Origin of the sequence: Candidatus Villigracilis vicinus (genome assembly GCF_016702885.1) — a bacterium.
Classification (GTDB): Bacteria; Chloroflexota; Anaerolineae; order Anaerolineales; family Villigracilaceae; genus Villigracilis; species Villigracilis vicinus.
In genome coordinates this window covers 167,664-190,540 of sequence record NZ_JADJDD010000025.1, presented here as the reverse complement: position 1 = coordinate 190,540, position 22,877 = coordinate 167,664, and the positions used below count along the sequence as shown (strand labels likewise).

The window sequence follows — 22,877 nt, the reverse complement described above, 5'->3', positions numbered from 1 at the left end:
GTCTAGTACTTCGGCTCTTCCAGTAGATAAAGGAGGTCTTTGCCGCCGTAACTACTGTATTTTTCCAGATACGGTGCAAATTGACCATAGTATGGCGGTAGGGCTAACAGGCGTGGATTTGCGAAAATGACGGTCATGCCACGCTCGCGCAAATAGGGAGCTGCCTGCTGACTTTGCAGGATATGAAAATATTCATAACTGTTTATCAGCCCATCCATATTGACGATCGTACGATCTTTGATGAAGTAGCCGACGTTACCGCCGCCAGTCATGCCGATCACTTCGCCTGGAAAGGTGTTAGCTTCAAGAAAAGCGACCACCTCGAGATACGGACGATCCGCCTCGAAGCGTCCATGCGGCATGGTGTATTCAATAGTCCGCCAGAAATTCTCGGCTGAGCTAATGCCGTAGAAACAGGCAGTAAATATCAGTAGGATGTTGATATAGCGAACACGGCGCAGCGGTTTTAATAACAAGTCGAATAGCAGGCTGAATGCCAACAGAATAAGGATCATCTGACTGGACCAGTACCATTCTTTCGCACCACCATAGGCAGTAGCTGTATATGAGAGCATGTGGACGATACTCGCTGCAAATAACGGGACGATGCCGAGGTTTATAAATGCCTGTGCAGAACGGCGTTTGTTGATTAACACTAGGATGATCCATAACAAGACAAATGCAGCCGAAGTAATATAAAAACGTAGAAACTCAGCATCTTCGCTTGGCAGAATGTAGGGACGAATATAGTCTGACGTCTTCCAAAAGAATTCTGAGTAGGGTTGCCAAGTCTGATAGGCATCTTCACCCAAACCGAAATAAGAATCCCAGCTGGCAACCGGGCGCTCGTAGGCAGTGTCGCCCATGCTGCCCCACCAGCGTTTGATCTGTCCACTGACTGGGCTGGAGGTGCCGAACGTAAAATGATTAAATATCATGTAGAAAAGCAGCAAACCACCAAGGATTCCGTAATATGCGGCGCCTTCTCTCAGCCAATTCTTCCACTGTAATCTGAGTTGTGAGAGTGGGGCTTCTGCTGGGTAACTTCTCTGGGTTGTGAACCAGGCTGAAATTAAGCGTGAAGCGGAAATGAGAATCAGGCTGAAAAGAAAGTCTAGAAGAAATGCCGAGCGGGGGAAGCCTTTTCCTAGTCCTATTTGGACAAGTAAAGTGTAAACTCCAGTAGTAAGGAGTGAACTGACGAGGAGGGCAAGCGATACCTGTCGCAGCATTTGCCATTTGGGCAAGGTATGTGGGTGTTGATACGCACCAAAGAAATACAACGAAAGGCTTTTAATAACCAAAGCGATCATGGTTACTTCGATCCCTGATCCAGCGTAGACGGTGTTATATGAAGAAAAACTTGTTCGCAGAATGACGGAACTGGTCATGGTGATGAATATGATCGCGATATCCAATGGCAGGAAATATCGAATGGGAGTGTTTCGGAAAATGATCCAAATACCGATGATTACTGCAAAGAAGACCAGATCTAACCTGCTGAACATAGCCAGCGCAGAGAAAAAACCCAGCCATGCGATTCGTGAAAGCGGAATCGGATTTGAACGCCATTCGTTTTCAAATTTGGACAGCAGGTAGATGACCAGCACTAGTGAAAATGCTGCAATGGGGGTTTCAAGACCCATTTCATAAACTACCGAGTGGATGTAGCCGTTAAAAGACCAAAAAATCGCAGCGCAAATTGCCACTGCATGCGAGAGATGTGTTTTGACCAACCGATAGAGCATTACTGAAGTTGCGGTGTGGATCACGGTGATGGCCGTAAGCAGCACACGCAAGGGCAGGATCAGATCGTATTTTGCAAGCGCGAAGATCGGGATACAGATCAACATCCACAGTGGATGGTAACCGTTTGTCATGTTGATGCCGTCAAAGGTGCTGCCGTATCCAGCTGCGATGTTTTGAGCAACTTTAAAGTAGTAGTAAGAATCATCTCGTACAAACCAATGATTAGGGAAAACATATGGGTCTGCCGTGGCGGCAAAAAGATGCAGCCCCATCATGACGAGCACTAACAGGACTTCGAAGGGTGCGATTCGTTTAATAAAATTCATTGTCAAGAAATATTCAATGTGATCTTTCCGAAATTTTCACCACGCCACAAACGTTCCTGTGCGATGGCGGCTTCTTGCAGAGGGAAGGTTTTGTCCATGATGGGTTTGAGTTTGCCCGTAAAGACCAGATCCATGACTTCACGAAAATCGGATAGGGTGCTCATGGTAGAACCAAGGATCGAGAGATGCTTGGCGAAAATAAAACGATTGTCGATCTCGAATCTTGGTGAAGCGCTGTTCCCCACGGTTAACAATCTTCCGCCTTTTGCGAGTGCACGCAAGCTGAGGGGGAAGGTAGTGCCAACATTATCAACTACAACATTTACGCCTTGTTTGTTCGTTGCTAAAAAGACCGCTTTCGACCAATCTTCTTCTTTCGAACGATCGATCAGGATGTCTGCGCCAATGGCTTCGGCTTGTTTGAGTTTTTCGGCATTCGAGCCAATGACAACGACCCGGGCACCAAGAAATTTGGCGATCTGAATGGATGCGGAATTCACGCCTCCACCCGCGCCGACAATTGCCACGGTTTCTCCAGCCTGGACGCCCCCGCGCTTTACCATCGAATGCCATGCGGTCTGATAGACCAAGGCAGCCGCGGCGGCTTGGCGCAGGTCGAATCCTGTGGGTACTTTATACAGCTGCCTGGCTGGCATACAAATGTATTCACAATACGTCCCACGAGTGGTTTCACCCAATAGATGCCAGTTCTTACAAAGATTATCGTGCCCGGATTTACAAGCGTCGCATTCACCGCAGCCGAGGTTTGCATTGAGAACCACCTGCTCGCCGATTTGGAATCCGTTCACGCCTTCGCCGAGTGCGACGATCTCCCCTGCGCCGTCTGCACCGGGAATGTGAGGAAGTTCCAGCTTTAAACCGGGCCAGCCATTGCGGACAAATACATCCACTCGGTTAAGGGCTGCAGCTTTCAGGCGAACCAGAACTTCACCCGGTTTTGGGGTTGGTGTTGGGAGTTCCCCGTATTCAAGGACTTCCGGTCCGCCATGTTTATGAAAAAAAATAGTTTTCATCAAAATGATTATTTGACCGAAAATTCAATGATCTCTGATTTTATTGGTGTGAAGCCAAACGCATCCACCAGAGAAAGTTTTTTATTCGTCACTTCGAGGTAACAGCTGTACGTACCTGGGGCAAGTTGTGTGGTGATGGTGCCTTGATTGCGGTCGTTCTGGAAGGAGAATACGTGCGGCGGCAGAGCCTGAAATTGGGCGTCGGTTGGAATAAAATCGGGGTCATGCGTATACACTAACGAATCGATAAAAAGAGCGATGAATCCGTATGGGTCGTCTTTGTATGGACGATTTAGGAATACACTGTAATTTCCGGCAGAAGAATTGAACGGTCCAACCTTTTCCCAAACCCACTGATTGAGTTGGTCGTCCTTGATGTCGCTGAACGTTAGGGTTTGACCGTTAAGTGTGATTTCGGCAGGAGAGTTATCTACGGCGCGTTTGAAATACCGTACCCAGATATACATGCTGCCATCCTGTACTTTTTCAACATCGAAGATCATGGGGGAACTGTCGTAATTGTCCATGATAAAGCCGTCACCATTCCAGTCGGCAGCGAAGGCGGTTTCGAATTGCCAGCCAGCATTGAGCGGCAGATTTTCGGCTTCTATCCAATTCCGATCTGCCTGTAACAGATCACACTGTAAGGCGACTTGATTTACCACGCCTTGGGATAACTCCCATGAAAACGTGTCGCTTGATTTTTGAGTAAAAGTGAGAACTGTACTTATACAGGCAGGGTTTACAAGCGATTTCTCGTCAATATCCATTCGGTCGAAGAAAACGCCCTCGGTCCATTTGGCGTTTGGGTAACACATGTGTAATGCCTGGGTGAGGTTGTTCCTTTTCTGACGATCATTCTCTGTTGATTTATCAAGAAGCACAGAACGATTTATGCGAGGGCTGATGCTTTGCAACGTGGGCAGAACCTCTTCGAGAGGGACGTTTTTGTATGATGATTTGACGTCCTCGATGTCAAGTTTATCCATCATGAAGAGTTCGATCATTTGGTATTCGTTATTCAAGGCTTCATTGGCGCGCGGAACGGATGCAAGAATGATCATGTTGTCGTTGCTTGCAACCTCTCCTGCAAATTCGGCAACTTCGCGGCGCATCTGTCTGTCTGCGAAGTCGAAGACTTCATTGAAATAGATATAGAGGTTAAATACAGGCAGCCAGACCAGTATTGCAACGGAAACAGCTGTAACAAGGGGACGGAATTCATTGCCCAGTGCGCGCAGGCTTTCACGGCTGAAGACATATAAACCAATGGCTGCCAAAATATATGCGGCAGGAAGCCCGGGATAATACACACGCCCGAGTGGCGTATGAGTCGCGATCGGGACGGGGAGGATGAAGAGTAGCAACCAGATTAGAGCCCAGAAAGAGAGGCGGCGGCGGATCATTACAAGCGATGCTGTAAGTCCAAATGTCAGCCAGGGCAGGAGGAAGGCGTTTAATAGAGGTCCGTTGCGGTTATAAAGAAAATCTTCAAACGAACGGGCATACCAGGTGAAGAGTACATCTTGGAAATGTGCCCACAAGGTTGCGATCCCGCTTTCCCAGCCTTTTTCGCTTACGCCGTAATATCCCAACCTGCCTGTCAGGTAGGGGATTAAAAATGGCAAGGTGAGCAGGGCGGGGGTAAGCAGCGCGATCAGGTTTCGAATTGCATCTGCAAGACTGTCATTCTGTCTTCGTGCTTCGACAATGGCAATAATGACCATTATGATACCCAAAGGCAGGACTGTGTCATACGTCAATAAACCGATCGCGAGTGCGATGCCTGCGATGGAGTAAGTTGCCCAGTGTTTCTTTTGTAAAGCCCAGGCAAATAAAGCCAATGTTAGGATGGGCCAGAATTTTACGTGGCTCTCTACATTCGCAAGACGGCTGGCACTGATATCAAACATGGAAGCGCTCAAAAGCCAGGATGCCAGTAATGCGAGCGGCATGGCTGTGATCTGACGCAGGAGCAGGTAAAACGCAAGTGTGCCGAGGACACTAAAGAGTGCCACCTCAAATCGCGCTGCATACAAAGAAGGACCCATGATCTTGTGGAAGATCGTCTGCATGTAAAAGCTGACGGGTAATGAATCGCGGTGATATAGTCCGTTCGAATCGGGCTCGCCGCGCAGACCAAGGGAAACTACTTCAGCCGTCCATTTGGCTTCATCTCCTTCGATCCCATATGGTATTTCAGTAAGCATATACATGCGTCCAAAGGAAGCGAGGGCTATAACTGCAACGACCAATGCAACTTCCCATTGAAATGAGAGTGGACGTGACTCGCTGATGTCTGAACCAAGCACGTTGTGATTTATAAGACTCCAGATCAGCAGCCCTGCACCTGCGATCAAATAAATGGCAATGCCTACCCCGCGTTGGGCGTCATCAGAAACCATCCATTGTGCACCGCCTGCGAGTGCCATCACACCCCATAAAAGACCGGCTTGCACCTTGCGCGGCGAACGGCGGACGGCAGCATAGACCGTCATGGCAAGTGCGAGAAATCCAGTCAGAAGATTGCTTGCGCTTGCCGTTTGGTTATAAAAAAGAAAGAGATGATTTCGCTGCCAATGGACAAAATAAAAGGGACGCCCCGGATTATTTGGAGTGATTGGTACTTCGCCTGTCATTTGAACCGGAGCAGATGCCCAAAGGAAAAGGATCAGCCCGAGGAAGACCGCTGCCAGTGCAACTTCCCAACGATAAGTTGAGATAAAGGTGCGCAATCCCTGGCTGCTCCAATCGATTCTTGGCTTTGCTTCAAGTTCACTTACTAAGGACGCTGCGGCAGGTTCCGGGTCTGTCCATTTATGGCGGCGTGCCATGAACATTAGTGCAAATGCGAATAAGACCGCCGCGGTTGCCGGCACAAAAGACCAGAAGAGGATGTGGTTCGTAGCCAAATTATTTAGATCCTAATTCGATACGTGAGATGACCAGCCTTTGTATTTCACTCGTGCCTTCATAGATCTCTGTGATCTTTGCATCACGGAAATAGCGCTCAACGGGTAATTCTTTGCTGTACCCCATACCGCCATGGATCTGCACAGCCTGGTGGGTTACGAACATGGCTGTCTCTGAAGCGAACAGTTTTGCCATTGAGGCTTCAAGAGAGTATCTGCCATTCGAGCCTTTTGCATTTTCTTTTGCGATCGCAGCATTGTAGATCAACAGACGTGATGCTTCGATACGTGTTTTCATATCCGCGAGTTTGAATCCGGTTCCTTGAAAACTGCCGATCGGTTGACCAAACGCCTCACGTTGACCTGCATACTGCCTTGCCGCTTCGTAGGCGGCTTCGGCAATTCCGAGGGCTTGTGTGGCGATCCCAATCCGACCTGCGTCCAGCACGGTCATTGCGATCTTGAAACCTTCGCCTTCCACACCAAGCAGATTCTCAGCCGGGATACGGCAATTTTCGAAGATCAGTTCACTTGTTGCTGAAGCACGAATGCCAAGCTTTGGTTCTTTTTTTCCGCGGACCAATCCGGGTGTCTTCCCGTCCACAAGGAAGGCGCTTACGCCTTTTTGTTTTTTCTCAGGATCCGTCATCATAAATACAACAAAGTAGTCTGCAACAGGTCCGCTGGTGACCCAGGATTTTCGACCGTTCAAAATGTAGAAATCACCGTCACGAGTGGCGCGACTGCGCATGGTTCCGGCATCGGATCCGCTCTGGGGCTCCGTGAGGGAATAGGCGCCGATGGCTTTGCCAGATGCGATGGGTGCGATGAATTTTTTCTTTTGTTCTTCTGTCCCAAATTTCAAGATACCGTGGCAATACAAAGAATTATTGACCGACATGATCACGCCGTGAGCGGCGTCCACTTTGCAGATCTCTTCAAGCGCCAGTACATATGCGAGTGCATCCATGCCTGCTCCGCCGTACTCTTCGGGGAGTTCAATGCCCATGAAGCCCAATTCGCCCATTTTTTTAATGGTGGCATGTGGGAATTTTTCGTTTTCGTCGAACTCAGTGGTAATTGGCGTGATTTTTTTTTCGGCAAAATCCCGCGCGGCATCACGCAGCATTTTGTGTTCATTTGTAAGCGGGTAAATAGGAAGGTCGGTCACTGATTCCTCCGGTTGAATTGGTATGTGAATTATACCGTGATGCATGCGTAAACTTTCGGCTTGAATTGGCTGCGGGGGAGGGGCAGGACACGGCGGAGAAGGAGGCGTGTGTCGGTATCGGAATTATTTATATTGACGCGGCATCTAAACACGTTATAATGCCCGAACTTCGACAATAGTCACCACAGCGCTTTCCGATTCGGATTCAGATGATAGCGATCGAATTCCGAAAAGGTGGCGATTTATTTTTTGGAGGCTTGTCGATTCGAATCCATTCAACTCACAAAAGGAGAGAGAGAATGAATAAGTTCGCAATTAAGGTAATGTTCGTGCTCGTGTTCGCCAGCCTTGTTCTTTCGGCTTGTGGTGGCGCAGCCGCCAAGCCCGAAGGCGAGGTTGCCATTGTGGCATGGCCTGGGTATATCGAACGTGGTGCAAATGACCCCGCTTACGACTGGGTGACCAGCTTTGAACAGGAAACCGGATGCAAGGTTACTGTGAAAGATGCTGCCACTTCAGACGAAATGGTGTCCTTGATGTCCACTGGTGAATATGACCTTGTGACCGCATCTGGTGACGCCAGTCTTCGCATGGTCTATGGTGAGATCGTTCAGGAGATCGATATCACAAAGATCCCTTCGTACAACACAATTGACGAACGATTGCAGAATGCTCCCTGGCACACTGTGGATGGGAAGCATTACGGCGTCTCTTATCAGTGGGGTCCTAACGTGTTGATGTACAACACTGAAGCCTTTGGCGGAAATGCTCCCACTTCGTGGAGTGTGGTCTTCGAAGAACAAGCCCTGCCCGATGGCGAGTCTAACAAGGACCGCGTCCAGGCGTATTCTGGTCCGATCTACATTGCAGATGCTGCTCTTTACCTGAAGGCGCACAATCCTGAATTGGGCATTACTGACCCGTATGAGTTGAATGAAGCCCAGTTCAATGCGGCGCTCGATCTCCTCCGCACACAGCGTGGCTTTACTCCGAAATATTGGGGCGATTACCTCATTCAGGTTGAAGATTTCAAGAGCGAAGGCTTTGTGGCTTCCTCCTCCTGGCCTCTGCAGGTGAACCTGCTTCAGGCAGACGGCGCACCGATTGCCAGCGTTGTTCCTGAAGAAGGCGCTACCGGCTGGGCAGATACAACCATGATGGCTGCAAATGCACCGCATCCTTCCTGCGCTTATCTGTGGCTGGAACACTCCATCAACCCGAAAGTTCAGGGTGACGTGGCTTCCTGGTTTGGTTCTGCTCCGTCTGTACCTGCAGCTTGTGACGGCGCCAGCGAACTGCTCGGCACCGAAGGTTGTAAAGCCAACGGTTACGATACCTTTGATCAGATCTACTTTTGGAAGACGCCCATCGCCGCCTGCGGCAACGGCAATACCGACTGCGTTACCTATGATCGCTGGACTGAAGAGTTCACCGCCATTGTAGGTCAATAATTTTCTGAGTATGATTATAGGGACACGGCAATTGCCGTGTCCCTATTCCATTTCTGAGGGCAGCTATTTATGAGCGAAACTGCGATCCTATTTAAGAATGTAAGCCGTCATTTTGGGGAAGTCAAAGCGGTTGATAACGTTGAATTGGAGATCAAGGATGGAGAATTTTTCTCAATGCTTGGTCCATCCGGTTCAGGGAAGACCACCTGCCTGCGTATGATCGCCGGGTTCGATCGCCCGACTGCCGGGCAGATCATTCTTTATGGAGATGATGTTTCAAACCTGCCCCCTTATGAAAGACCGGTTAACACTGTTTTTCAGGACTATGCGCTCTTTCCTCATATGAGCATTGAGGAAAATATTGGATATGGACTCATGATCAAAGGCGTATCCAAACCGGAAAGAAAAAAACGCGTGGATGAAATGCTGGAGTTGGTGCAGTTGACAGGGTTTGGTGCCCGGAAACCATCCCAACTCTCCGGCGGACAACGTCAACGCATCGCACTCGCCCGTGCCTTGATCAATCACCCCAAAGTTTTACTTCTCGATGAGCCCCTCGGCGCCTTGGATTTAAAACTCCGCCAGCAAATGCAGGTCGAGTTGAAGAACATTCAGCGTGAAGTTGGTATTACCTTTATCTTTGTGACTCACGATCAAGAGGAAGCGCTGACGATGAGTGATCGCATTGCAGTTTTCAGCCAAGGCAAGATCGAGCAGATCGGATCTCCGGCAGAAGTTTACGAACATCCCTCTACACCATTTGTTGCAGGTTTTGTTGGTACATCAAACCTCGTCTCAGGTGAGACTGCCGAACGGATTACAGGTTCACCCAAACGTTTCTCCGTTCGCCCGGAGAAGATCCATCTCGCTCAAGCTGGGGATAAAGTGGAAAGCGACATGTTCAGCACAGACGGGACTGTGCGTGATGTGGTCTACCTGGGCTTGTATACACGTTATCTCGTGGAAATGAATGGCGGCGGCGACCTGGTGGTTGTGGAGCAAAATCTGAAAACAACCTCCATGGATGTGACCAAAATAAAAGGACAAAGCGTCCGCCTGTTTTGGAAGAAAGATCACGTCAGCTACGTGGGAGGGTAGGATGCTAAAAAGAATCTCCACCTATTTTTACCTGCGCCCGAAGGCTGTCCTTGCCCTCTTTTTAACCCCGCCTCTGCTTTGGTTTCTGGTGGTTTACATTGGTGCTTTGCTCACCTTGCTCGTCAACAGCTTTTTTTATCTCGATGGCTTTACCGGGCAGGTTGTGCGTGAGTTCACATTGGCAACGTATGCCAAATTACTTCTGCCCACCAACCTTCAGATATTCTTTCGCACGACCATTATGGCGATCCTGGTTACGGTTGCAAGTGTTATTATTGCATTTCCCATTTCTTATTACATGGCGCGCTTTGCCTCTCCGCGCTTGAAAACAATTCTTTATCTTGCTGTTACCCTGCCTCTTTGGATCAGTTATGTAGTGCGTGTTTATTCCTGGAAGTTGATCCTGGCGCAGGAGGGCATCATTTCCTGGTTTGCAAGAATTATCCATTTGGATGGACTGCTCGATTGGTATTTAAGTAATGAGGTCGTCGGCGGACCCTCTCTTGCGGTTTCTGCGACAGGCATTTTTCTGGTTTTTCTTTATATCTGGCTTCCTTATATGATCATTCCAATTCAAACTGCATTGGAACGTGTGCCAAAATCTCTGATCGAGGCTTCCAGTGATCTGGGAGCGTCTCCCGCGCAAACATTTCGAACAGTATTGCTGCCTTTATCCTTTCCGGGCGTTGTCGCCGGTTCAATATTCACCTTTTCACTAACACTTGGCGATTTTATTGTGCCGCAACTTTTTGGAACCTCCAGCTTCTACATCGGTAAAGCGGTGCTGACCTATCAAGGTACATCCGGGAATATTCCATTGGCGGCGGCCTTCACCATGGGACCCATCGTCATCATGATTATCTATTTGCTGATCGCACGCAAATTGGGAGCTTTCGATGCCCTCTAAAACTGTCTCTGATTCGAATGCACCCAAAGCCTCTTGGTTGCTGAAGTTAAGTTCTTTGGCGGCGATACTCTTCCTGCATATTCCATTGTGGTTGATCTTCTTATATGCGTTTACCACTGAAGAGTCGGCGTATACTTTTCCTCCCCCAGGGTTGACGTTAAAGTGGATTCCGCAAGCTTTGCAAAATAGTGCCATGCAGGAAGCGTTGGGTCTAACCTTGCGCGTTGCCATCCTTGCCACATTTGTTGCTTTGATCCTTGGCACTCTTGCTGCAGCGGCGGTCTATCGCTTTGATTTTTTCGGCAAAGAAGCAATCTCATTTATGCTGGTTCTACCCCTGGCGCTCCCGGGCATTGTCACTGGCATCGCCATGCGGTCCGCCATCAGCTTACTCAAGATCCCGTTCACATTTTGGACCATTGTTATTGGTCATGCCACCTTCTGTGTTGTGGTGGTTTATAACAATGTGATCGCCCGTTTTCGACGCTCGAGCAATTCCATGATCGAAGCCTCAATGGACCTTGGGGCTAATTCCTTCCAGACATTCTGGCATGTTGTTCTCCCCAACATTGGCACTGCGCTGCTGGCAGGCGCGATATTGGCTTTTTCACTTTCGTTTGACGAAGTGATCGTGACAACCTTTACCGCGGGAAATCAACAAACCCTTCCGATCTGGATCTTTTCGCAAATGCTGAAACCGCGCAATCGTCCCATTACCAATGTGACTGCGATGCTGGTCGTTTTGATCACAGCCCTGCCCATTCTGTACGCACAAAAGATCACCTCTGAAAATTCCGAATCTGAAGGTGGCTCGAAGTAAAAACATACGAATTTGCAATCCGTCCAGAGTGATAACCCTGGACGGATTTTTTTGTATAATACACGCCATGAATAACTCTTATCTCAACCCAAAATGTGAAACCCGCTCAAAGCGCGGCTCCGGCTGTGCTGTTTATGCTCTTCGTCTGATCACCAAAGGGGAATTAGTGTCTCTATGGGGTGGAACAGTGATTACAAAAGACCAGCTTGACCTTGACATGCCGCGCTTTACTGAACGCGTGATACAGATCGACGAAGAACTGTATTTATTAACTTCTGCAGAAAAAGAACCGAATGATTGTTTCAACCACTCTTGTGAGCCAAACCTTGGGTTTATTGGGCAGATCGGGCTGGTGGCAATGCGGGATATTGAAGCGGGTGAAGAATTAACTTTTGATTACGCCATGTCGGATGGGGCGCCGTATGATGAATTTGAATGCGATTGCGGCAACCCTACCTGCCGTCATAAGGTGACAGGGAATGACTGGGCAATGCCGCAACTGTGGAAGAAATACGACGGATACTTCTCATCCTACCTTGCACGCCGTATCGAACAATTGCGGAAATGAAAATTCCCTTCCCTGTAAAGATCTATTTTGCCGCTCTCGTCCTGAGACTGATCCCTGTGCTGTTGACCATGAACCTTGGCATCGGCTTGGATGACATGTTTCAGTACGATATGCTTGCACGCAGCCTTGCTGCAGGGAATGGGTTCCGTTGGTACGCCCAGGACGATCTGAAACTTCTCGAACCCTATGTAGATTTTGACCTCTCCACGGCAACTGGTTACGATCCAAAGTATGGGCTTTACACTTCCTTTCGTGCTCCACTTTATCCCGCCTTCCTTGCTCTGGTCTACTCGATTAGTGGACTTGAATTCTCGCGATTCTTTGCTGCCCGGCTCGCGCAGGTGATCTTGCTCGGCGCACCGCTTGCGCCGTTGACATACCTCACCGCCAGGCAGTTTTTTGGCAACGAAGACGATCTTGCCGAAAAAAGTGCGCGCCTCTCCGCCTGGATCGTGGCTTGTTATCCCATGCTGCTGGTTTATCCGCTTGGGCTGGGTACCGAGAACCTGTTTTTTGTCCTGCTGCTTTGTTCGGTTCTTTTCCTGCTGCGGTCGCTTGAGGATTCGTCTGCACTTAATCTGTTACTTTCTGGATTTTTCCTTGCGCTTACGGCATTAACGCGCTCCGTTATTTTGCCTTTTGTCGGGCTGGCTATCTTGTACTTCCTGTATCTTCATCGATCCAGGGCTTTACTGGTTGCCCTCTCTTTTGCCTTGCTGATCGCACCTTGGGTTGTGCGTAATTCCATATTGCATCATAAATTGACCGGTATTGAAACTTCCATGGGATATAACCTTTATCTTGGCTACCACCCTGACGGAAATGGTTCATTTATTTTCGGACCGTCGCTGGATTTGCTAACCATCATGGATGACTCGGAGCGCGATGCTGTTGGGACACAAAGAGCCTTGGAATTTATCCGCGCTCAGCCAGAACGGGTATTGCCGCTTGCCCTAAATCGCCTTGGCTTTTTCTTCGGTTTGGAAAAGCGGGTGTTGATGTATTTTTATTCCAATAACATCCTTGGTTATATTCCATTGCCCGGGCTTTTATTGACCGCTGCCATCTTGCTTTTGCCTCTGGTGTTTGTAAGTATTTTTGCCGTCTTGGGCGGCGTTGTTCTGAGACATACTCCGCAGTTGGATGTGTTTACCCTCCTGTTAGTCGCTTATGTCGCCCCGCATGTTCTCATTCTTGCGGAAGATCGTTTTCATCTGGCGCTGATTCCAGTTATGGCAATTTGGGCGGCATATGCATTTACCTTGATAAAAGAGCGGGAATATAAAGAAAATACTAATGGCAGGGTATTACTGATTGCCTCTGTGTTGATCTTTTTCTTCCTGCTTAATTGGGGGCTGGAATTAAACCGTGATGCGGATAAAATTTCAGCCATTCTTGGTCCAAACGGAAACCAATCACATTTCTCGTATTGAGTGAACTATGAAATATTTAACCGGCGAAAAAATAAATTTTGATTGGAAGGTCGTCTCGGTCACCATTGTCAGTACTCTCTTGCTGATGGTTGACCATTACCATAAGATATTCGCATATAAATATTGGGACCGCATCCTGCTATACCTGGTCATTCCGTTGTTGATCACCGTTGTCTTTTTCCGCGAAAACCCGCGTGATTACGGTTTTTCCCTCGGTGATTGGAAACTCGGTCTGACGTACACAGTTATCGGCATTTTGCTCATGGCTCCGATCATTTATTATCTTGGGCATGGCGACGAGGTCATGAAAAAATATTACGAGCGATTTTTGCCAGGCTTGCCTTGGACAACGTTCCTTGACCTGTTCGGCTGGGAATTCTTTTTCCGCGGCTGGATTCTGTTTGCATATTCCCGCAAATTTGGTCCGGAAGCCTTGTGGCTGCATGCCGTTCCCTTTGCGCTTGCACACATCGGTAAACCAGAGGTCGAGACACTATCCACCATCTTTGGTGGATTCGCCTTCGGTTGGGTTGCATGGCGTACACGCTCGTTCATCTATCCATTCCTGATCCATTGGTTCATCGGAACATTCATTATCATTGTGGCGGCTGGAGCGATCTAATATGGGAAATTATCAATATCGACCTGCAACTGAAGCAGAGTCAGTTCAGATCAAAGACCTGATCCACGAAGTGGGAATCAATCCCATGGGGTTGGACTGGAAGCGTTTCCTTGTCGCATTGGATGAAGATGGAAGGTTGGTTGGGTGTGGTCAGATCAAACCGCATGGGCAGGATATCCTCGAACTGGCTTCTATTGCTGTTTCCCCCGACCGGCGCGGGCAGGGCATTGCACGCAGGATTATTGAGATCTTGTTGGAGCAAAATCCCCGCCCTTTGTATTTGATGTGCATTGAACATAACGGGCCGATGTATGAGAAATTTGGTTTCAAAGCCGTGGATAATGCCGGAATGCCAAAATATTTTCAGCGCATCAAGAAACTTTTCGATGTTTCCAAGGCGATTCGTAAGATCGATGAGGGTTTGTTGGTCATGAAGTTGGAGTAGAATTCGGGGCATGAAAAATGTGATCTACACACTGGTCGGTGTGATGGCGGGATTTGCATTGGCAGGCATGTTATTGTTTGTGTCACGCGCGCCTGCCGGAGAACCGATCGTATTACAGCCTGCGCCGACAAAAGAACCGATTGCTGTGCATATCATTGGGGCTGTGCCGAGACCCGGCTTGTATGAATTTGCTGAGGGCTCACGTGTACAGGATGCCATTGATGCCGCAGGTGGCTTGCTGACCAGCGCTAATGTTGATTCGGTCAACCTTGCTGCCTTGCTTGAAGATGGGCAGCAATTGGATATTCCATACAAGGCGGGCACAGATTCTTCAAATGAAAATGGCGATGATGCGCTCGTTTTGCCTGGCGCTACTGAAAAACCAGACGCATCAGAAGCCGGGCAGGATCTGGTAAATATCAATACGGCATCTGCTGAAGAGCTGGATAATCTGCCGGGGATCGGTCCAACCATTGCCCAACGGATCGTCGAATACCGTGAGGCGAATGGATCTTTTCAGACAATTGATGACCTGATGAATGTCTCCGGTATTGGTCCGTCAACTTTTGAGAATATAAAGGAATTAATTTCAACCTAATGAGCTTCGATCATTTTTCTGCCATTGCCCCGATCTATGCACGTGTCACTTATTCGAAAAAAGATGCGATGCGCGAGATCGCTTCACTCCCGGTTCAGGGTCGCCTTTTGGATGTGGGCGGCGGTACGGGGCGCGTCGCTGCAGCCATTCGCGAATACGTGGATGAGATCATCATCGCTGACGTTTCTTTTGGGATGTTAGCCCATTCGCCTCGTACTATCTTTCAGCCTGTGTGCGGCGCTTCTGAATCTTTACCCTTCGCTGATAATTTTTTTGAAAGAGTCATCATGGTAGATGCCCTGCATCATGTGATCAATCATACTGATTCGATGCGCGAGATGTACCGGGTGCTGAAGCCCGGCGGCGTGCTTGTTGTTGAAGAGCCCGATATTCGTACATTTGGCGTGAAGCTGATCGCCATCGCTGAGAAGTTGTTGCTCATGCGCAGTCATTTCCTTAAGCCGGATGCCATAATGAAATTGATCGACGCAGGGGAAAAAGAAACCAGATCTGCCGATGGTACAGCTTGGGTGATCGTAAAAAAATAAAAAGGAGGTTTCTTTAGAAACCTCCTTTTTATTTTGAAATTTAGTTAGCCAGCCAATACATGTCTTGAGATTACCAATCGCTGAATTTCGCTTGTCCCTTCGCCGATGGTCATCAGACGTGCATCGCGGTACATGCGCTCCACATTGTATTCACGGCTGTATCCATACCCGCCATGGATCTGAATGGCATCATAGATGACTCGTTCCGCCATTTCGGTCGCGTACAATTTGGCGATCGCTGCTTCCTTGCTGTATGGGCGACCCTGGTCTTTGAGCCAGGCGGCTTTGTAAATATATGTCCGTGCCAGTTCGATCTCCATATCCATATTCGCGATCTTGAATTGGATCGCCTGAAAATCTGCGAGCGATTGATTGAATGCCTTGCGTTCTTTTGCATACAGGACAGCAGCTTCCATTGCGCCGCGTGCCAGACCGATCGATATCGCGCCAATGCTGATGCGACCTGCATCCAGAGTGGACAGGGTTTGCTGCAAGCCTTTGCCTTCGGGTCCGATCAGGTTGCTGAGGGGGACACGTACATTATCGTAAGAAACGCCGTGGGCTGGAGAGCCGCGCAGCCCCATCTTTTTCTCTGCCGGATGAATGGTTAAGCCCTTTGAGTCCGTTGGTACGAGGATCATGCTCAATGATTTTGAGCCGCCTTTCGGGTCGGTACGCACAAGGGTGATGATGTATTCAGCAATGCTCGCATTCGTGTTCCACATTTTCGCGCCATTGATGACCCATTCATCCCCGTCTTTTTCGGCGCGAGTGGTTACGCCGCCCTGAATATCGGAACCAGCCCCAGGTTCGGTGAGTGCCAATGCGCCAAGTTTATTCTTTCCGCTGGCAACAATGGGCAGCCATTTCTTTTTCAATTCATCACTACCGTACAACGCGATCGGAGCGGTTCCCAACCCATTGTGAGCGGTGAATGCGAGTGCCGTCGAGCCGCAACCCCAGCCCAATTCTTCCATGGCAATGGCATTTGAGATCATGTCTACGTTCGAACCGCCGAATTCCTCCGGGATGCTCATACCTGCCAGACCCGCCGGTCCTGCTTTGCGGAAGGCTTCCCAATTGAACTCTTCCTTTTCATCCACTTCGCGCGCCTTGGGACGCAATTCCTTTTCTGCGAATTCGTGGACGATCTTCTTCCATGTTTTTTGTTCTTCATTTAGATCGAAATTCATTGTGGCTCCTGAATTTATAGCGTAATAACTTTATCTGCTTTGATTTGCGCTTCGATTATATCGGGCATTCCACCTACAATGCCGACCTGTAACTGATCGGTCAAGTTCATTGCATCCAGACACGTGGAGCAGACGATCAAGCGCACGCCTTTGTTCTCCAATTGTCTTAGTTGCTCAATGACCGGCGACCCGGCGACGACTAATTTTACGCCATCGGTGTAAAAACAGATCGCGGCAGGCAGGTTTGCGTTTTCAAGCAATAGTGAGAAATATTTCTGGGTTAACTTTATGCCCAGTTCGGGATGTTCGGTTTGTCCCATTCCAAATTTTGTGATGAGAAGGATTGTGTTTTTCAAAGTAACTCCTATGTTTCAAAATATTCAAGCAGTTCTTTTGCTTTTTGAATCTTTTCTTTTGGTACGAAGACCTGCACCCGCCCAAGCATGTCCACATTGACGGGGTAGATCGAATGCCCCACTGATTCTTGAAATAACTCAACATCAACTCCGTTCGCCTCGAGGAAACTCTCCAATAAGTCCGCTTGCATGCGGCTGTTTAGTTCGGTCAGTAATTCGTATTTCATCTCGTCCATGCCTGCCTCCAAAATACAATAAAAAGCACCGTCCACAAGATACTGACGATCAATTGACGTGTGCCAATATGCACCGGTTTCCATCCCACGGAGGGATGCGTGATGCCCCAAAGGGTTTCCAGCCATTGTGCCAGAAAAGAGACAAATATAAAGAATGGGACAAGCCCCGACATAACCAGCCCAACGGAAAAGAGTACATTGAAAGATGTGTATGCCAAGGCACGTCTCCCCATCTGCCACCATTCGGTTCGACTCTTCGCCGCGGCTTGTTCTGGCGATAGGTCCCTTTGACTCAGCCGAAGATAAGCATATACGATGCTGGCTGCCGATTGGAGCCAGGCGAATAGCCATAGCCACCAGCCGTTCGGGTCGTAACTCCCGAGCCCGACCCAAAACGCAGCAGGGGCAGCCAATGCCAACACTCCAGTGGCGATTATCTCAACACCTGCTTGTTTGCGCTCGGCGCGTCTGCTTACCAACCAAAGGTGCCATGCAAATACGGGGGCTCCTGGTATGGCAAGGTAGAGAACATACCCATAGCCGTTCAGAATAAGCCCGATTAAGGCGGCAACGGCGAGAATGCCGTAGACCAGTACCCAGAATTGGGCGGCGGGCAGATCCGCAGCGGAGCGTCGTCCGCTCATGGATTTGACGATCACAGTCACGGGTTGGCGTATCAAAAAAGCGGACATCGCCGCAATGACGAGGCAAAGACTGGGCAACTGAAAGGTTCTGCCCGCAAACACGCCTACTAATAATGGGCTGAAGATGAAAACCCATGCGCCGTGGTCTTGCGGCAGGGCGATCTGGCGTTTTAAATAGGATTGCATTTCAACAAGGATAAAGGAAAAAGATTTTGTCCGCAAGGTGACATCCATACTCATTATTCAGAGTGGGTATAATTGAGAAAATTTTTTAGGAGAGATGTTTGTATGGCAAAAAAGAAATTAGCAGGTAAAAAGACCCAACCGGCTCAAACTGACCGGACCGTTCAGATCGTTGCGGTAGTGGTGATCGCGCTCGTTGCAATTTTCTTCCTGGTGCGCTACGTTCCCTGGAGTTCTTTCGGCGCTTCTTCAGAAACTGCCACCGAAAGCGCCGCTTCGAGCGGACCGAAGACCTATGATGCCCCTCCGCCCATGACCATTGATACTGCGAAGAAATATTTTGCAACTGTTGAGATGGAAAAAGGCGGTGAATTTGTGATCGAGCTGTACGCTGATAAGGCGCCTATCACCGTTAATAGTTTTGTGTTCCTTGCGCAGGAAGGCTATTTCAATGGCGTTACTTTTCATCGTGTACTCGATGGCTTTATGGCGCAGGGCGGCGACCCGACCGGCACCGGTATGGGTGGTCCCGGTTATCAGTTCGTGAATGAGAACAGCGATTTGACCTTTGATAAAGATGGTGTGGTCGCAATGGCGAATGCCGGACCCGACACAAATGGCAGTCAGTTCTTCATCACATACGGTCCGCAGGAATTTTTGAACGGCGGTTATACCATTTTTGGGCAGGTTATTGAAGGCATGGATGTGGTCAATGAGATCACCCGCCGTGACCCTGAACAAAACCCGAACTTCACAGGTGATGTAATGAAGTCTGTGACGATCACGGAAGAGTAATAAAAAAAGAGGCAGCCGCTTTTTGAGGAGGCTGCCTCTTTTTTATCCTATTGGAGGATGAGATGAGCGAAAAAACCACTCGCACTGAAATGCACGGCTGTATTGTGTGCGGAAAACTTCACCAACTATTAGTTGTTTATGATACAAATGGGAAGTTGTTCGATCTAAAGGTGATGAGCGCGGATGGTAAACGGGTGGTACATGAGAGCCGCCCGTTGGTTGCATGTGAGCATCATAACGATGAACAAGTGAAAACGGCAGTGGAACGAGTATATGGTACCGAGCCTGAAGAAGAATAGTACAAAGCGGTTGCGCTCTTAGGAGAGACCGTCTGCTGGTGGGGAAGTACATTCGGGAGCGCAGATAAATTAACTTAATGTAAGTATCATATTGTTCACCATCAAAACTGGGATAGAGGCTACAAATTCCCCGGTAACAACAAACCTTCCCCAAGCTCATTCAATTGGGTCAAAAAGCTGTCTAGAGATGGTTGGTTTATCCAGCGTATCGTTTCCCAATCTTCTTTAGTAACAGAACACAAAGCACGCCCCAAATCGGCAGGAAACACCCCCGCTGCTTTTCCCTGGGCGTTCGCGATTGCATCTTGGATACTTATTCCTTTTACACAACAGAAACCCCAAATGTCCGCCAAATCTTTCGGTTCATTGCGATCAAGTAGGGCTGTAATTTTATTTGCGAGAATGTTTTCAGCGTTATCTATTCGTCCAAGGATGGGGTGCTTCTGTGTTTCTCCAACCCGTGCAGGGACATCATTAATCAACTCGATTTTTAGAACGATCTTATCTTCAATATTATTGAAGATAAGATCGTTCTTCCTTTTGAATTACATCACATTTCCACTGAGAGTTTAGAGCCTGCAACAACCTTTCAGTCCATAACCCAAATCGATCATCATCATTGACAAAATAGTCTAAATCATCTGAAAACCGATGTTCAAGATAACCTCGTGACGCGGCGGTTCCACCTGATAAATAGAATTCTGTATCAACTTGAGTGACAACTTTTATCACCCGATCTTGAAAGGGATAGAGAACATCGAAGTAATATGATGAGTTATCCATTTAGAACCTCAGGGTGCTTGACTGGAAGCCAAGTAACAAGAAAATCCAGACCACGAATGCGCCTCTTGGAACGTACTCCTGGGCGCCAGCGAGACCAATTCTCCACAAGTTGTTTAAATCCAATCAAGCGAATGATCTCTTCGTAAGGTGCATAATCCAGAAGGCGACGTGCTGCCCAATCCCTATTCAGTCGTCCCAACACTAATCGTCCTTCAAGAATATCTCTAAACTGTGAATCACTTATGTCGTAGTCCCAAACGTAGGGGGAACGTTTTATGTCGCTCATAGTGAGGTAATTATACACGTATGAATTCACCTTTTTGGCGCTTTAATATAGCGGGTTTGGGTAAATTTGCATTGCTCCCGAACAATATGGGGATTCCACACAGTTAATTTACCTCAGAGCCAGATATTACAGCCCAGCCGATGGGAGGTTCCAGTCACGCGATACGTGGGGTGGGGATTACAACCGGCCAATGTCCCTGAACCGGTGGATGTATGTGGAGGGGAATCCGATTAGTTTTACAGATCCGACAGGTAACGAACCTAAAGGTCCAGGGTCTTGTTTTGATTATGATCCTGTTTCAGGTCATTGCGTTAGTGTAGGAATTCAGCCAGTTTTTGGAGAACCAGACATTCCGCTCTCTCCTGGTCTTCCTGCAAATTTCCCCGACGCTCAGTTAAATCCAATCACTGGATTTATGGGTTTCAATTTATGTGGGCAAGTCGCTCTTTCTATGATTGCTTCCGAAATCACGGGCGGAGAAAATCTCTTACCGACTATTTGGCAAAATACAGGAAGTACACAAAGTCCAACAAGTGGATATGAGTTGTTATATTCCGCTATAAAAACTTTTGGGAATTCGTGGGCAGGAAAGGTATATTATTTTTCTCAAAGCTATTATTTGGATAGCGAGAGATTGCGAAAATTTCGAGTTTCCCTAATAATGGCTGGTGGAATGAGGGAGATTTTATTGGAAATGATTCATGGTCAGGTACAGAATACGGCTCTATTGCCGCAAGTGCTTTAAGGAACAAACTTGCAAGCGGACATCGCTTGTTGGTACTTGCTACTTTAAAAGGGAGCGGTGAGTGGAGACCTCTTGTTACTGGAACAGGAATATTACATTGGGTATTAATTACTGGATTTTCGACAAATTGGGACGAGATGGATGAAAATTCAAATCGAAACTACGTTAGAATAAATAATCCCTATAACAACCGTAAAGAAGTTTATATGTGGAGAGATTTCAAAGCTTCTATCGCCAATAATGGATGGGGACTAGTCGAATTATGGAAAAAGTAAAATATCAGGATCTCAGCATGAATAAAAAAACAGTATTTCTTTTAAGTCTTGTACTGCTTAATGGTTGTGATGGTGATAAGAATATAGTTATTATCCCAACAAAAACAGCGATTCCTGCGGTTTTAACCTCACCTTCTCCTGCATCCACTCTATTAGTAGATAGTTCTTCTTTTGATGCTTCTGGAGAGATATTAGCGAGTAATAATCATGGAATTTACTCTGTTAATGTCAATTCAGAAAAAATAACCGTATTAAGCGAAGATACCTTCCATTTATTCAAGAGTGTTAATGCTAGAAAGAAGGACTTGTTTTATTTACAGACAACTGGTGCCAAAAATGAACCGGAAGATCTATTTATGTTTGATGGTAGTTCTCAGGGAGTTGTAAGATTTACAAATGATAGCTATTGGGATTATGACCTCTCTGCATCTCCTAATGGTATGAGTCTAGCATATGTATCTGACCGTTTTGATCAAACGGGTTTAGAAAATAGACATAAAGTAATACTCTACAGTAGAGAAACTAATAATGAAAATATCCTCTTGGAGGGCAACGATCCTTTCATGATCAAATGGTCTCCTGTCGACAGTAAACTTGCAATTTTGAGTCTTCCGGTTGACGAAAAGACTAACCGCTCTCTTGTAATTTTAGATACAGTCAGCAAAAAAACAATCAATAGTTTTGAAATAAACGATCCATCTGCGTTTAATTGGTCGCCTGATGGACAGTTTTTAGCCATTGGCGGGTTTAGTCCTAATAAAATTGCAATAATAAACGTGGAAACAAGTTCAATTAATTTATTCAGCATTCCCAAGGAACTGATCGGAGGGATAGCGTGGTCTCCAGACGGTAATTCTATCCTTCTCCAAAGCTATACGTCTATCACAAATCAGGGTTCATCCGACTTAGTATTGCTGGACATTAATACTGGAGATATTAAGCTATTATTTAATGGCGAGATGCATCCAGGAAATTACTTGAATAAGTTTATATGGTCTCCGGACGGGAATTACATTGCCTTTATTACTCTAAATGAATATGACAAGATTAACATAATGAATATTTCTACTCTTCAAATCACAAAATTAAATTTCTCGTATTATTTTTTGGAATTATTAGCATGGACCCAATAATGTGTTTGTCATCAAAAAATTAATAATGAAATACTTTTGCTTTTTGTGAATAACATGAATTTTTTACAAGAAATCATGATAATCTCCCCTAAACCCAATCAAAGGAGATTATCATGCACCTCGACCTCATCCCATTTCACGACTGGCTGACCTGCCAGTACCCGAATTCAGTGCAAGGAAACACTATCTTAGTGACCTGGCGCTATTCTTTTCATGGATCGATAAACCACCAGCAGAAATATCCCCACAGAATATAGACCGGTACAT

General features: G+C 47.4%; 25 protein-coding genes. 14 read left to right on the top strand and 11 right to left on the bottom strand.

The window, feature by feature from the left end:
* Positions 1-2: 2 nt before the first annotated feature.
* Genes IPG80_RS16745 through IPG80_RS16730 form a run of 4 tightly spaced genes read right to left on the bottom strand, consistent with a single transcriptional unit; the run spans position 3 to position 7,192 of the window.
* Positions 3-2,075, bottom strand: a complete 2,073-nt coding sequence (locus IPG80_RS16745) for a hypothetical protein (protein ID WP_345109143.1) — start codon at positions 2,073-2,075, stop codon at positions 3-5.
* Positions 2,076-2,077: 2 nt separating this feature from the next.
* Complete coding sequence (locus tag IPG80_RS16740) at positions 2,078-3,109, bottom strand: alcohol dehydrogenase catalytic domain-containing protein (RefSeq protein WP_345109141.1); 1,032 nt, start codon at positions 3,107-3,109, stop codon at positions 2,078-2,080.
* Positions 3,110-3,117: 8 nt separating this feature from the next.
* Positions 3,118-6,021 carry a glycosyltransferase family 39 protein gene (locus IPG80_RS16735; protein ID WP_345109140.1) on the bottom strand — a complete coding sequence of 968 codons (2,904 nt, stop codon included), beginning with the start codon at positions 6,019-6,021 and terminating at the stop codon, positions 3,118-3,120.
* Position 6,022: 1 nt separating this feature from the next.
* On the bottom strand, positions 6,023-7,192 hold the full coding sequence (locus IPG80_RS16730; RefSeq protein ID WP_345109138.1) for an acyl-CoA dehydrogenase: 1,170 nt from the start codon (positions 7,190-7,192) through the stop codon (positions 6,023-6,025).
* A gap of 323 nt (positions 7,193-7,515) precedes the next feature.
* Between IPG80_RS16730 and IPG80_RS16725 the strand changes: the two genes are divergently transcribed.
* From IPG80_RS16725 to IPG80_RS16680, 10 genes are all read left to right on the top strand, one after another.
* Complete coding sequence (locus IPG80_RS16725; RefSeq protein WP_345110155.1) at positions 7,516-8,643, top strand: ABC transporter substrate-binding protein; 1,128 nt, start codon at positions 7,516-7,518, stop codon at positions 8,641-8,643.
* A 69-nt stretch (positions 8,644-8,712) separates the two neighbouring features.
* On the top strand, positions 8,713-9,741 hold the full coding sequence (locus tag IPG80_RS16720) for an ABC transporter ATP-binding protein (protein ID WP_345109136.1): 1,029 nt from the start codon (positions 8,713-8,715) through the stop codon (positions 9,739-9,741).
* Position 9,742: 1 nt separating this feature from the next.
* Positions 9,743-10,648: an ABC transporter permease gene (locus IPG80_RS16715; RefSeq protein ID WP_345109134.1), complete on the top strand. Its 906-nt coding sequence runs from the start codon at positions 9,743-9,745 to the stop codon at positions 10,646-10,648.
* Positions 10,638-11,468, top strand: a complete 831-nt coding sequence (locus IPG80_RS16710; protein WP_345109132.1) for an ABC transporter permease — start codon at positions 10,638-10,640, stop codon at positions 11,466-11,468. Before IPG80_RS16715 ends, IPG80_RS16710 begins: the two co-directional genes overlap by 11 nt.
* A 67-nt stretch (positions 11,469-11,535) precedes the next feature.
* Positions 11,536-12,036 (top strand): SET domain-containing protein-lysine N-methyltransferase, encoded by a 501-nt coding sequence (locus IPG80_RS16705; RefSeq protein ID WP_345109130.1) that lies wholly within the window; start codon positions 11,536-11,538, stop codon positions 12,034-12,036.
* Positions 12,033-13,469, top strand: a complete 1,437-nt coding sequence (locus IPG80_RS16700; protein WP_345109129.1) for a glycosyltransferase family 39 protein — start codon at positions 12,033-12,035, stop codon at positions 13,467-13,469. Before IPG80_RS16705 ends, IPG80_RS16700 begins: the two co-directional genes overlap by 4 nt.
* 7 nt (positions 13,470-13,476) lie before the next feature.
* Positions 13,477-14,091 carry a type II CAAX endopeptidase family protein gene (locus IPG80_RS16695; protein WP_345109127.1) on the top strand — a complete coding sequence of 205 codons (615 nt, stop codon included), beginning with the start codon at positions 13,477-13,479 and terminating at the stop codon, positions 14,089-14,091.
* Position 14,092: 1 nt separating this feature from the next.
* Entirely contained in the window at positions 14,093-14,536 is a 444-nt protein-coding gene (locus IPG80_RS16690; RefSeq protein ID WP_345109125.1) for a GNAT family N-acetyltransferase, read from the top strand.
* Between the two features lie 10 nt (positions 14,537-14,546).
* Positions 14,547-15,134 carry a helix-hairpin-helix domain-containing protein gene (locus IPG80_RS16685; RefSeq protein ID WP_345109123.1) on the top strand — a complete coding sequence of 196 codons (588 nt, stop codon included), beginning with the start codon at positions 14,547-14,549 and terminating at the stop codon, positions 15,132-15,134.
* Positions 15,134-15,682, top strand: coding sequence for a class I SAM-dependent methyltransferase (locus IPG80_RS16680; RefSeq protein ID WP_345109121.1), 549 nt, complete (start codon positions 15,134-15,136; stop codon positions 15,680-15,682). The genes IPG80_RS16685 and IPG80_RS16680 overlap by 1 nt, the downstream gene beginning before the upstream one ends.
* Before the next feature lie 44 nt (positions 15,683-15,726).
* Here IPG80_RS16680 and IPG80_RS16675 read toward each other — a convergent pair whose 3' ends face one another.
* The 4 genes from IPG80_RS16675 to IPG80_RS16660 are packed head-to-tail and all read right to left on the bottom strand — an operon-like array spanning position 15,727 to position 18,297.
* The gene (locus IPG80_RS16675; protein WP_345109119.1) at positions 15,727-16,875 is read right to left on the bottom strand and encodes an acyl-CoA dehydrogenase family protein; all 1,149 of its coding nucleotides are present in this window, start codon (positions 16,873-16,875) and stop codon (positions 15,727-15,729) included.
* A 14-nt stretch (positions 16,876-16,889) separates the two neighbouring features.
* Entirely contained in the window at positions 16,890-17,231 is a 342-nt protein-coding gene (locus IPG80_RS16670; RefSeq protein WP_345109116.1) for a DsrE family protein, read from the bottom strand.
* An 8-nt stretch (positions 17,232-17,239) separates the two neighbouring features.
* A complete protein-coding gene (locus IPG80_RS16665) occupies positions 17,240-17,467 on the bottom strand; it encodes a DUF2007 domain-containing protein (RefSeq protein WP_345109114.1) in 228 nt (75 codons plus the stop codon).
* Complete coding sequence (locus IPG80_RS16660) at positions 17,455-18,297, bottom strand: YwiC-like family protein (RefSeq protein ID WP_345109112.1); 843 nt, start codon at positions 18,295-18,297, stop codon at positions 17,455-17,457. The genes IPG80_RS16665 and IPG80_RS16660 overlap by 13 nt, the downstream gene beginning before the upstream one ends.
* Positions 18,298-18,399: 102 nt before the next feature.
* Between IPG80_RS16660 and IPG80_RS16655 the strand changes: the two genes are divergently transcribed.
* Together IPG80_RS16655 and IPG80_RS16650 are read left to right on the top strand one after the other, a co-directional pair.
* Positions 18,400-19,089: a peptidylprolyl isomerase gene (locus IPG80_RS16655; RefSeq protein WP_345109109.1), complete on the top strand. Its 690-nt coding sequence runs from the start codon at positions 18,400-18,402 to the stop codon at positions 19,087-19,089.
* A 62-nt stretch (positions 19,090-19,151) separates the two neighbouring features.
* Positions 19,152-19,388: a hypothetical protein gene (locus tag IPG80_RS16650; RefSeq protein WP_345109106.1), complete on the top strand. Its 237-nt coding sequence runs from the start codon at positions 19,152-19,154 to the stop codon at positions 19,386-19,388.
* 119 nt (positions 19,389-19,507) lie between these two features.
* On the opposite strand, the gene IPG80_RS16645 is transcribed toward IPG80_RS16650, so the two are convergent.
* Genes IPG80_RS16645 through IPG80_RS16635 form a run of 3 tightly spaced genes read right to left on the bottom strand, consistent with a single transcriptional unit; the run spans position 19,508 to position 20,457 of the window.
* Entirely contained in the window at positions 19,508-19,870 is a 363-nt protein-coding gene (locus IPG80_RS16645; RefSeq protein ID WP_345109103.1) for a hypothetical protein, read from the bottom strand.
* A 31-nt stretch (positions 19,871-19,901) separates the two neighbouring features.
* Positions 19,902-20,171 carry a nucleotidyl transferase AbiEii/AbiGii toxin family protein gene (locus IPG80_RS16640; protein WP_345109101.1) on the bottom strand — a complete coding sequence of 90 codons (270 nt, stop codon included), beginning with the start codon at positions 20,169-20,171 and terminating at the stop codon, positions 19,902-19,904.
* Positions 20,164-20,457 carry a hypothetical protein gene (locus IPG80_RS16635; RefSeq protein WP_345109099.1) on the bottom strand — a complete coding sequence of 98 codons (294 nt, stop codon included), beginning with the start codon at positions 20,455-20,457 and terminating at the stop codon, positions 20,164-20,166. The genes IPG80_RS16640 and IPG80_RS16635 overlap by 8 nt, the downstream gene beginning before the upstream one ends.
* A 64-nt stretch (positions 20,458-20,521) precedes the next feature.
* Here IPG80_RS16635 and IPG80_RS16630 point away from each other — a divergent pair, with 64 nt between their 5' ends.
* Positions 20,522-21,202 carry an RHS repeat-associated core domain-containing protein gene (locus IPG80_RS16630; protein ID WP_345110153.1) on the top strand — a complete coding sequence of 227 codons (681 nt, stop codon included), beginning with the start codon at positions 20,522-20,524 and terminating at the stop codon, positions 21,200-21,202.
* Between the two features lie 292 nt (positions 21,203-21,494).
* Positions 21,495-22,610: a hypothetical protein gene (locus tag IPG80_RS16625; protein ID WP_345109096.1), complete on the top strand. Its 1,116-nt coding sequence runs from the start codon at positions 21,495-21,497 to the stop codon at positions 22,608-22,610.
* The last annotated feature ends 267 nt before the right edge of the window (positions 22,611-22,877 follow it).

Excerpts from the sequence above, each read along its gene's own strand:
- IPG80_RS16725 (WP_345110155.1), top strand. The coding sequence starts at position 7,516 with ATGTTCGTGCTCGTGTTCGCCAGCCTTGTTCTTTCGGCTTGTGGTGGC.
- IPG80_RS16705 (WP_345109130.1), top strand. The coding sequence starts at position 11,536 with ATGAATAACTCTTATCTCAACCCAAAATGTGAAACCCGCTCAAAGCGC.
- IPG80_RS16690 (WP_345109125.1), top strand. The coding sequence starts at position 14,093 with ATGGGAAATTATCAATATCGACCTGCAACTGAAGCAGAGTCAGTTCAG.
- IPG80_RS16700 (WP_345109129.1), top strand. The coding sequence starts at position 12,033 with ATGAAAATTCCCTTCCCTGTAAAGATCTATTTTGCCGCTCTCGTCCTG.
- IPG80_RS16710 (WP_345109132.1), top strand. The coding sequence starts at position 10,638 with ATGCCCTCTAAAACTGTCTCTGATTCGAATGCACCCAAAGCCTCTTGG.
- IPG80_RS16660 (WP_345109112.1), bottom strand. The coding sequence starts at position 18,297 with ATGCAATCCTATTTAAAACGCCAGATCGCCCTGCCGCAAGACCACGGC.
- IPG80_RS16675 (WP_345109119.1), bottom strand. The coding sequence starts at position 16,875 with ATGAATTTCGATCTAAATGAAGAACAAAAAACATGGAAGAAGATCGTC.
- IPG80_RS16685 (WP_345109123.1), top strand. The coding sequence starts at position 14,547 with ATGAAAAATGTGATCTACACACTGGTCGGTGTGATGGCGGGATTTGCA.
- IPG80_RS16665 (WP_345109114.1), bottom strand. The coding sequence starts at position 17,467 with ATGGACGAGATGAAATACGAATTACTGACCGAACTAAACAGCCGCATG.
- IPG80_RS16625 (WP_345109096.1), top strand. The coding sequence starts at position 21,495 with ATGAATAAAAAAACAGTATTTCTTTTAAGTCTTGTACTGCTTAATGGT.
- IPG80_RS16680 (WP_345109121.1), top strand. The coding sequence starts at position 15,134 with ATGAGCTTCGATCATTTTTCTGCCATTGCCCCGATCTATGCACGTGTC.
- IPG80_RS16640 (WP_345109101.1), bottom strand. The coding sequence starts at position 20,171 with ATGGATAACTCATCATATTACTTCGATGTTCTCTATCCCTTTCAAGAT.
- IPG80_RS16720 (WP_345109136.1), top strand. The coding sequence starts at position 8,713 with ATGAGCGAAACTGCGATCCTATTTAAGAATGTAAGCCGTCATTTTGGG.
- IPG80_RS16740 (WP_345109141.1), bottom strand. The coding sequence starts at position 3,109 with ATGAAAACTATTTTTTTTCATAAACATGGCGGACCGGAAGTCCTTGAA.
- IPG80_RS16635 (WP_345109099.1), bottom strand. The coding sequence starts at position 20,457 with ATGAGCGACATAAAACGTTCCCCCTACGTTTGGGACTACGACATAAGT.
- IPG80_RS16695 (WP_345109127.1), top strand. The coding sequence starts at position 13,477 with ATGAAATATTTAACCGGCGAAAAAATAAATTTTGATTGGAAGGTCGTC.
- IPG80_RS16715 (WP_345109134.1), top strand. The coding sequence starts at position 9,743 with ATGCTAAAAAGAATCTCCACCTATTTTTACCTGCGCCCGAAGGCTGTC.
- IPG80_RS16655 (WP_345109109.1), top strand. The coding sequence starts at position 18,400 with ATGGCAAAAAAGAAATTAGCAGGTAAAAAGACCCAACCGGCTCAAACT.
- IPG80_RS16650 (WP_345109106.1), top strand. The coding sequence starts at position 19,152 with ATGAGCGAAAAAACCACTCGCACTGAAATGCACGGCTGTATTGTGTGC.
- IPG80_RS16745 (WP_345109143.1), bottom strand. The coding sequence starts at position 2,075 with ATGAATTTTATTAAACGAATCGCACCCTTCGAAGTCCTGTTAGTGCTC.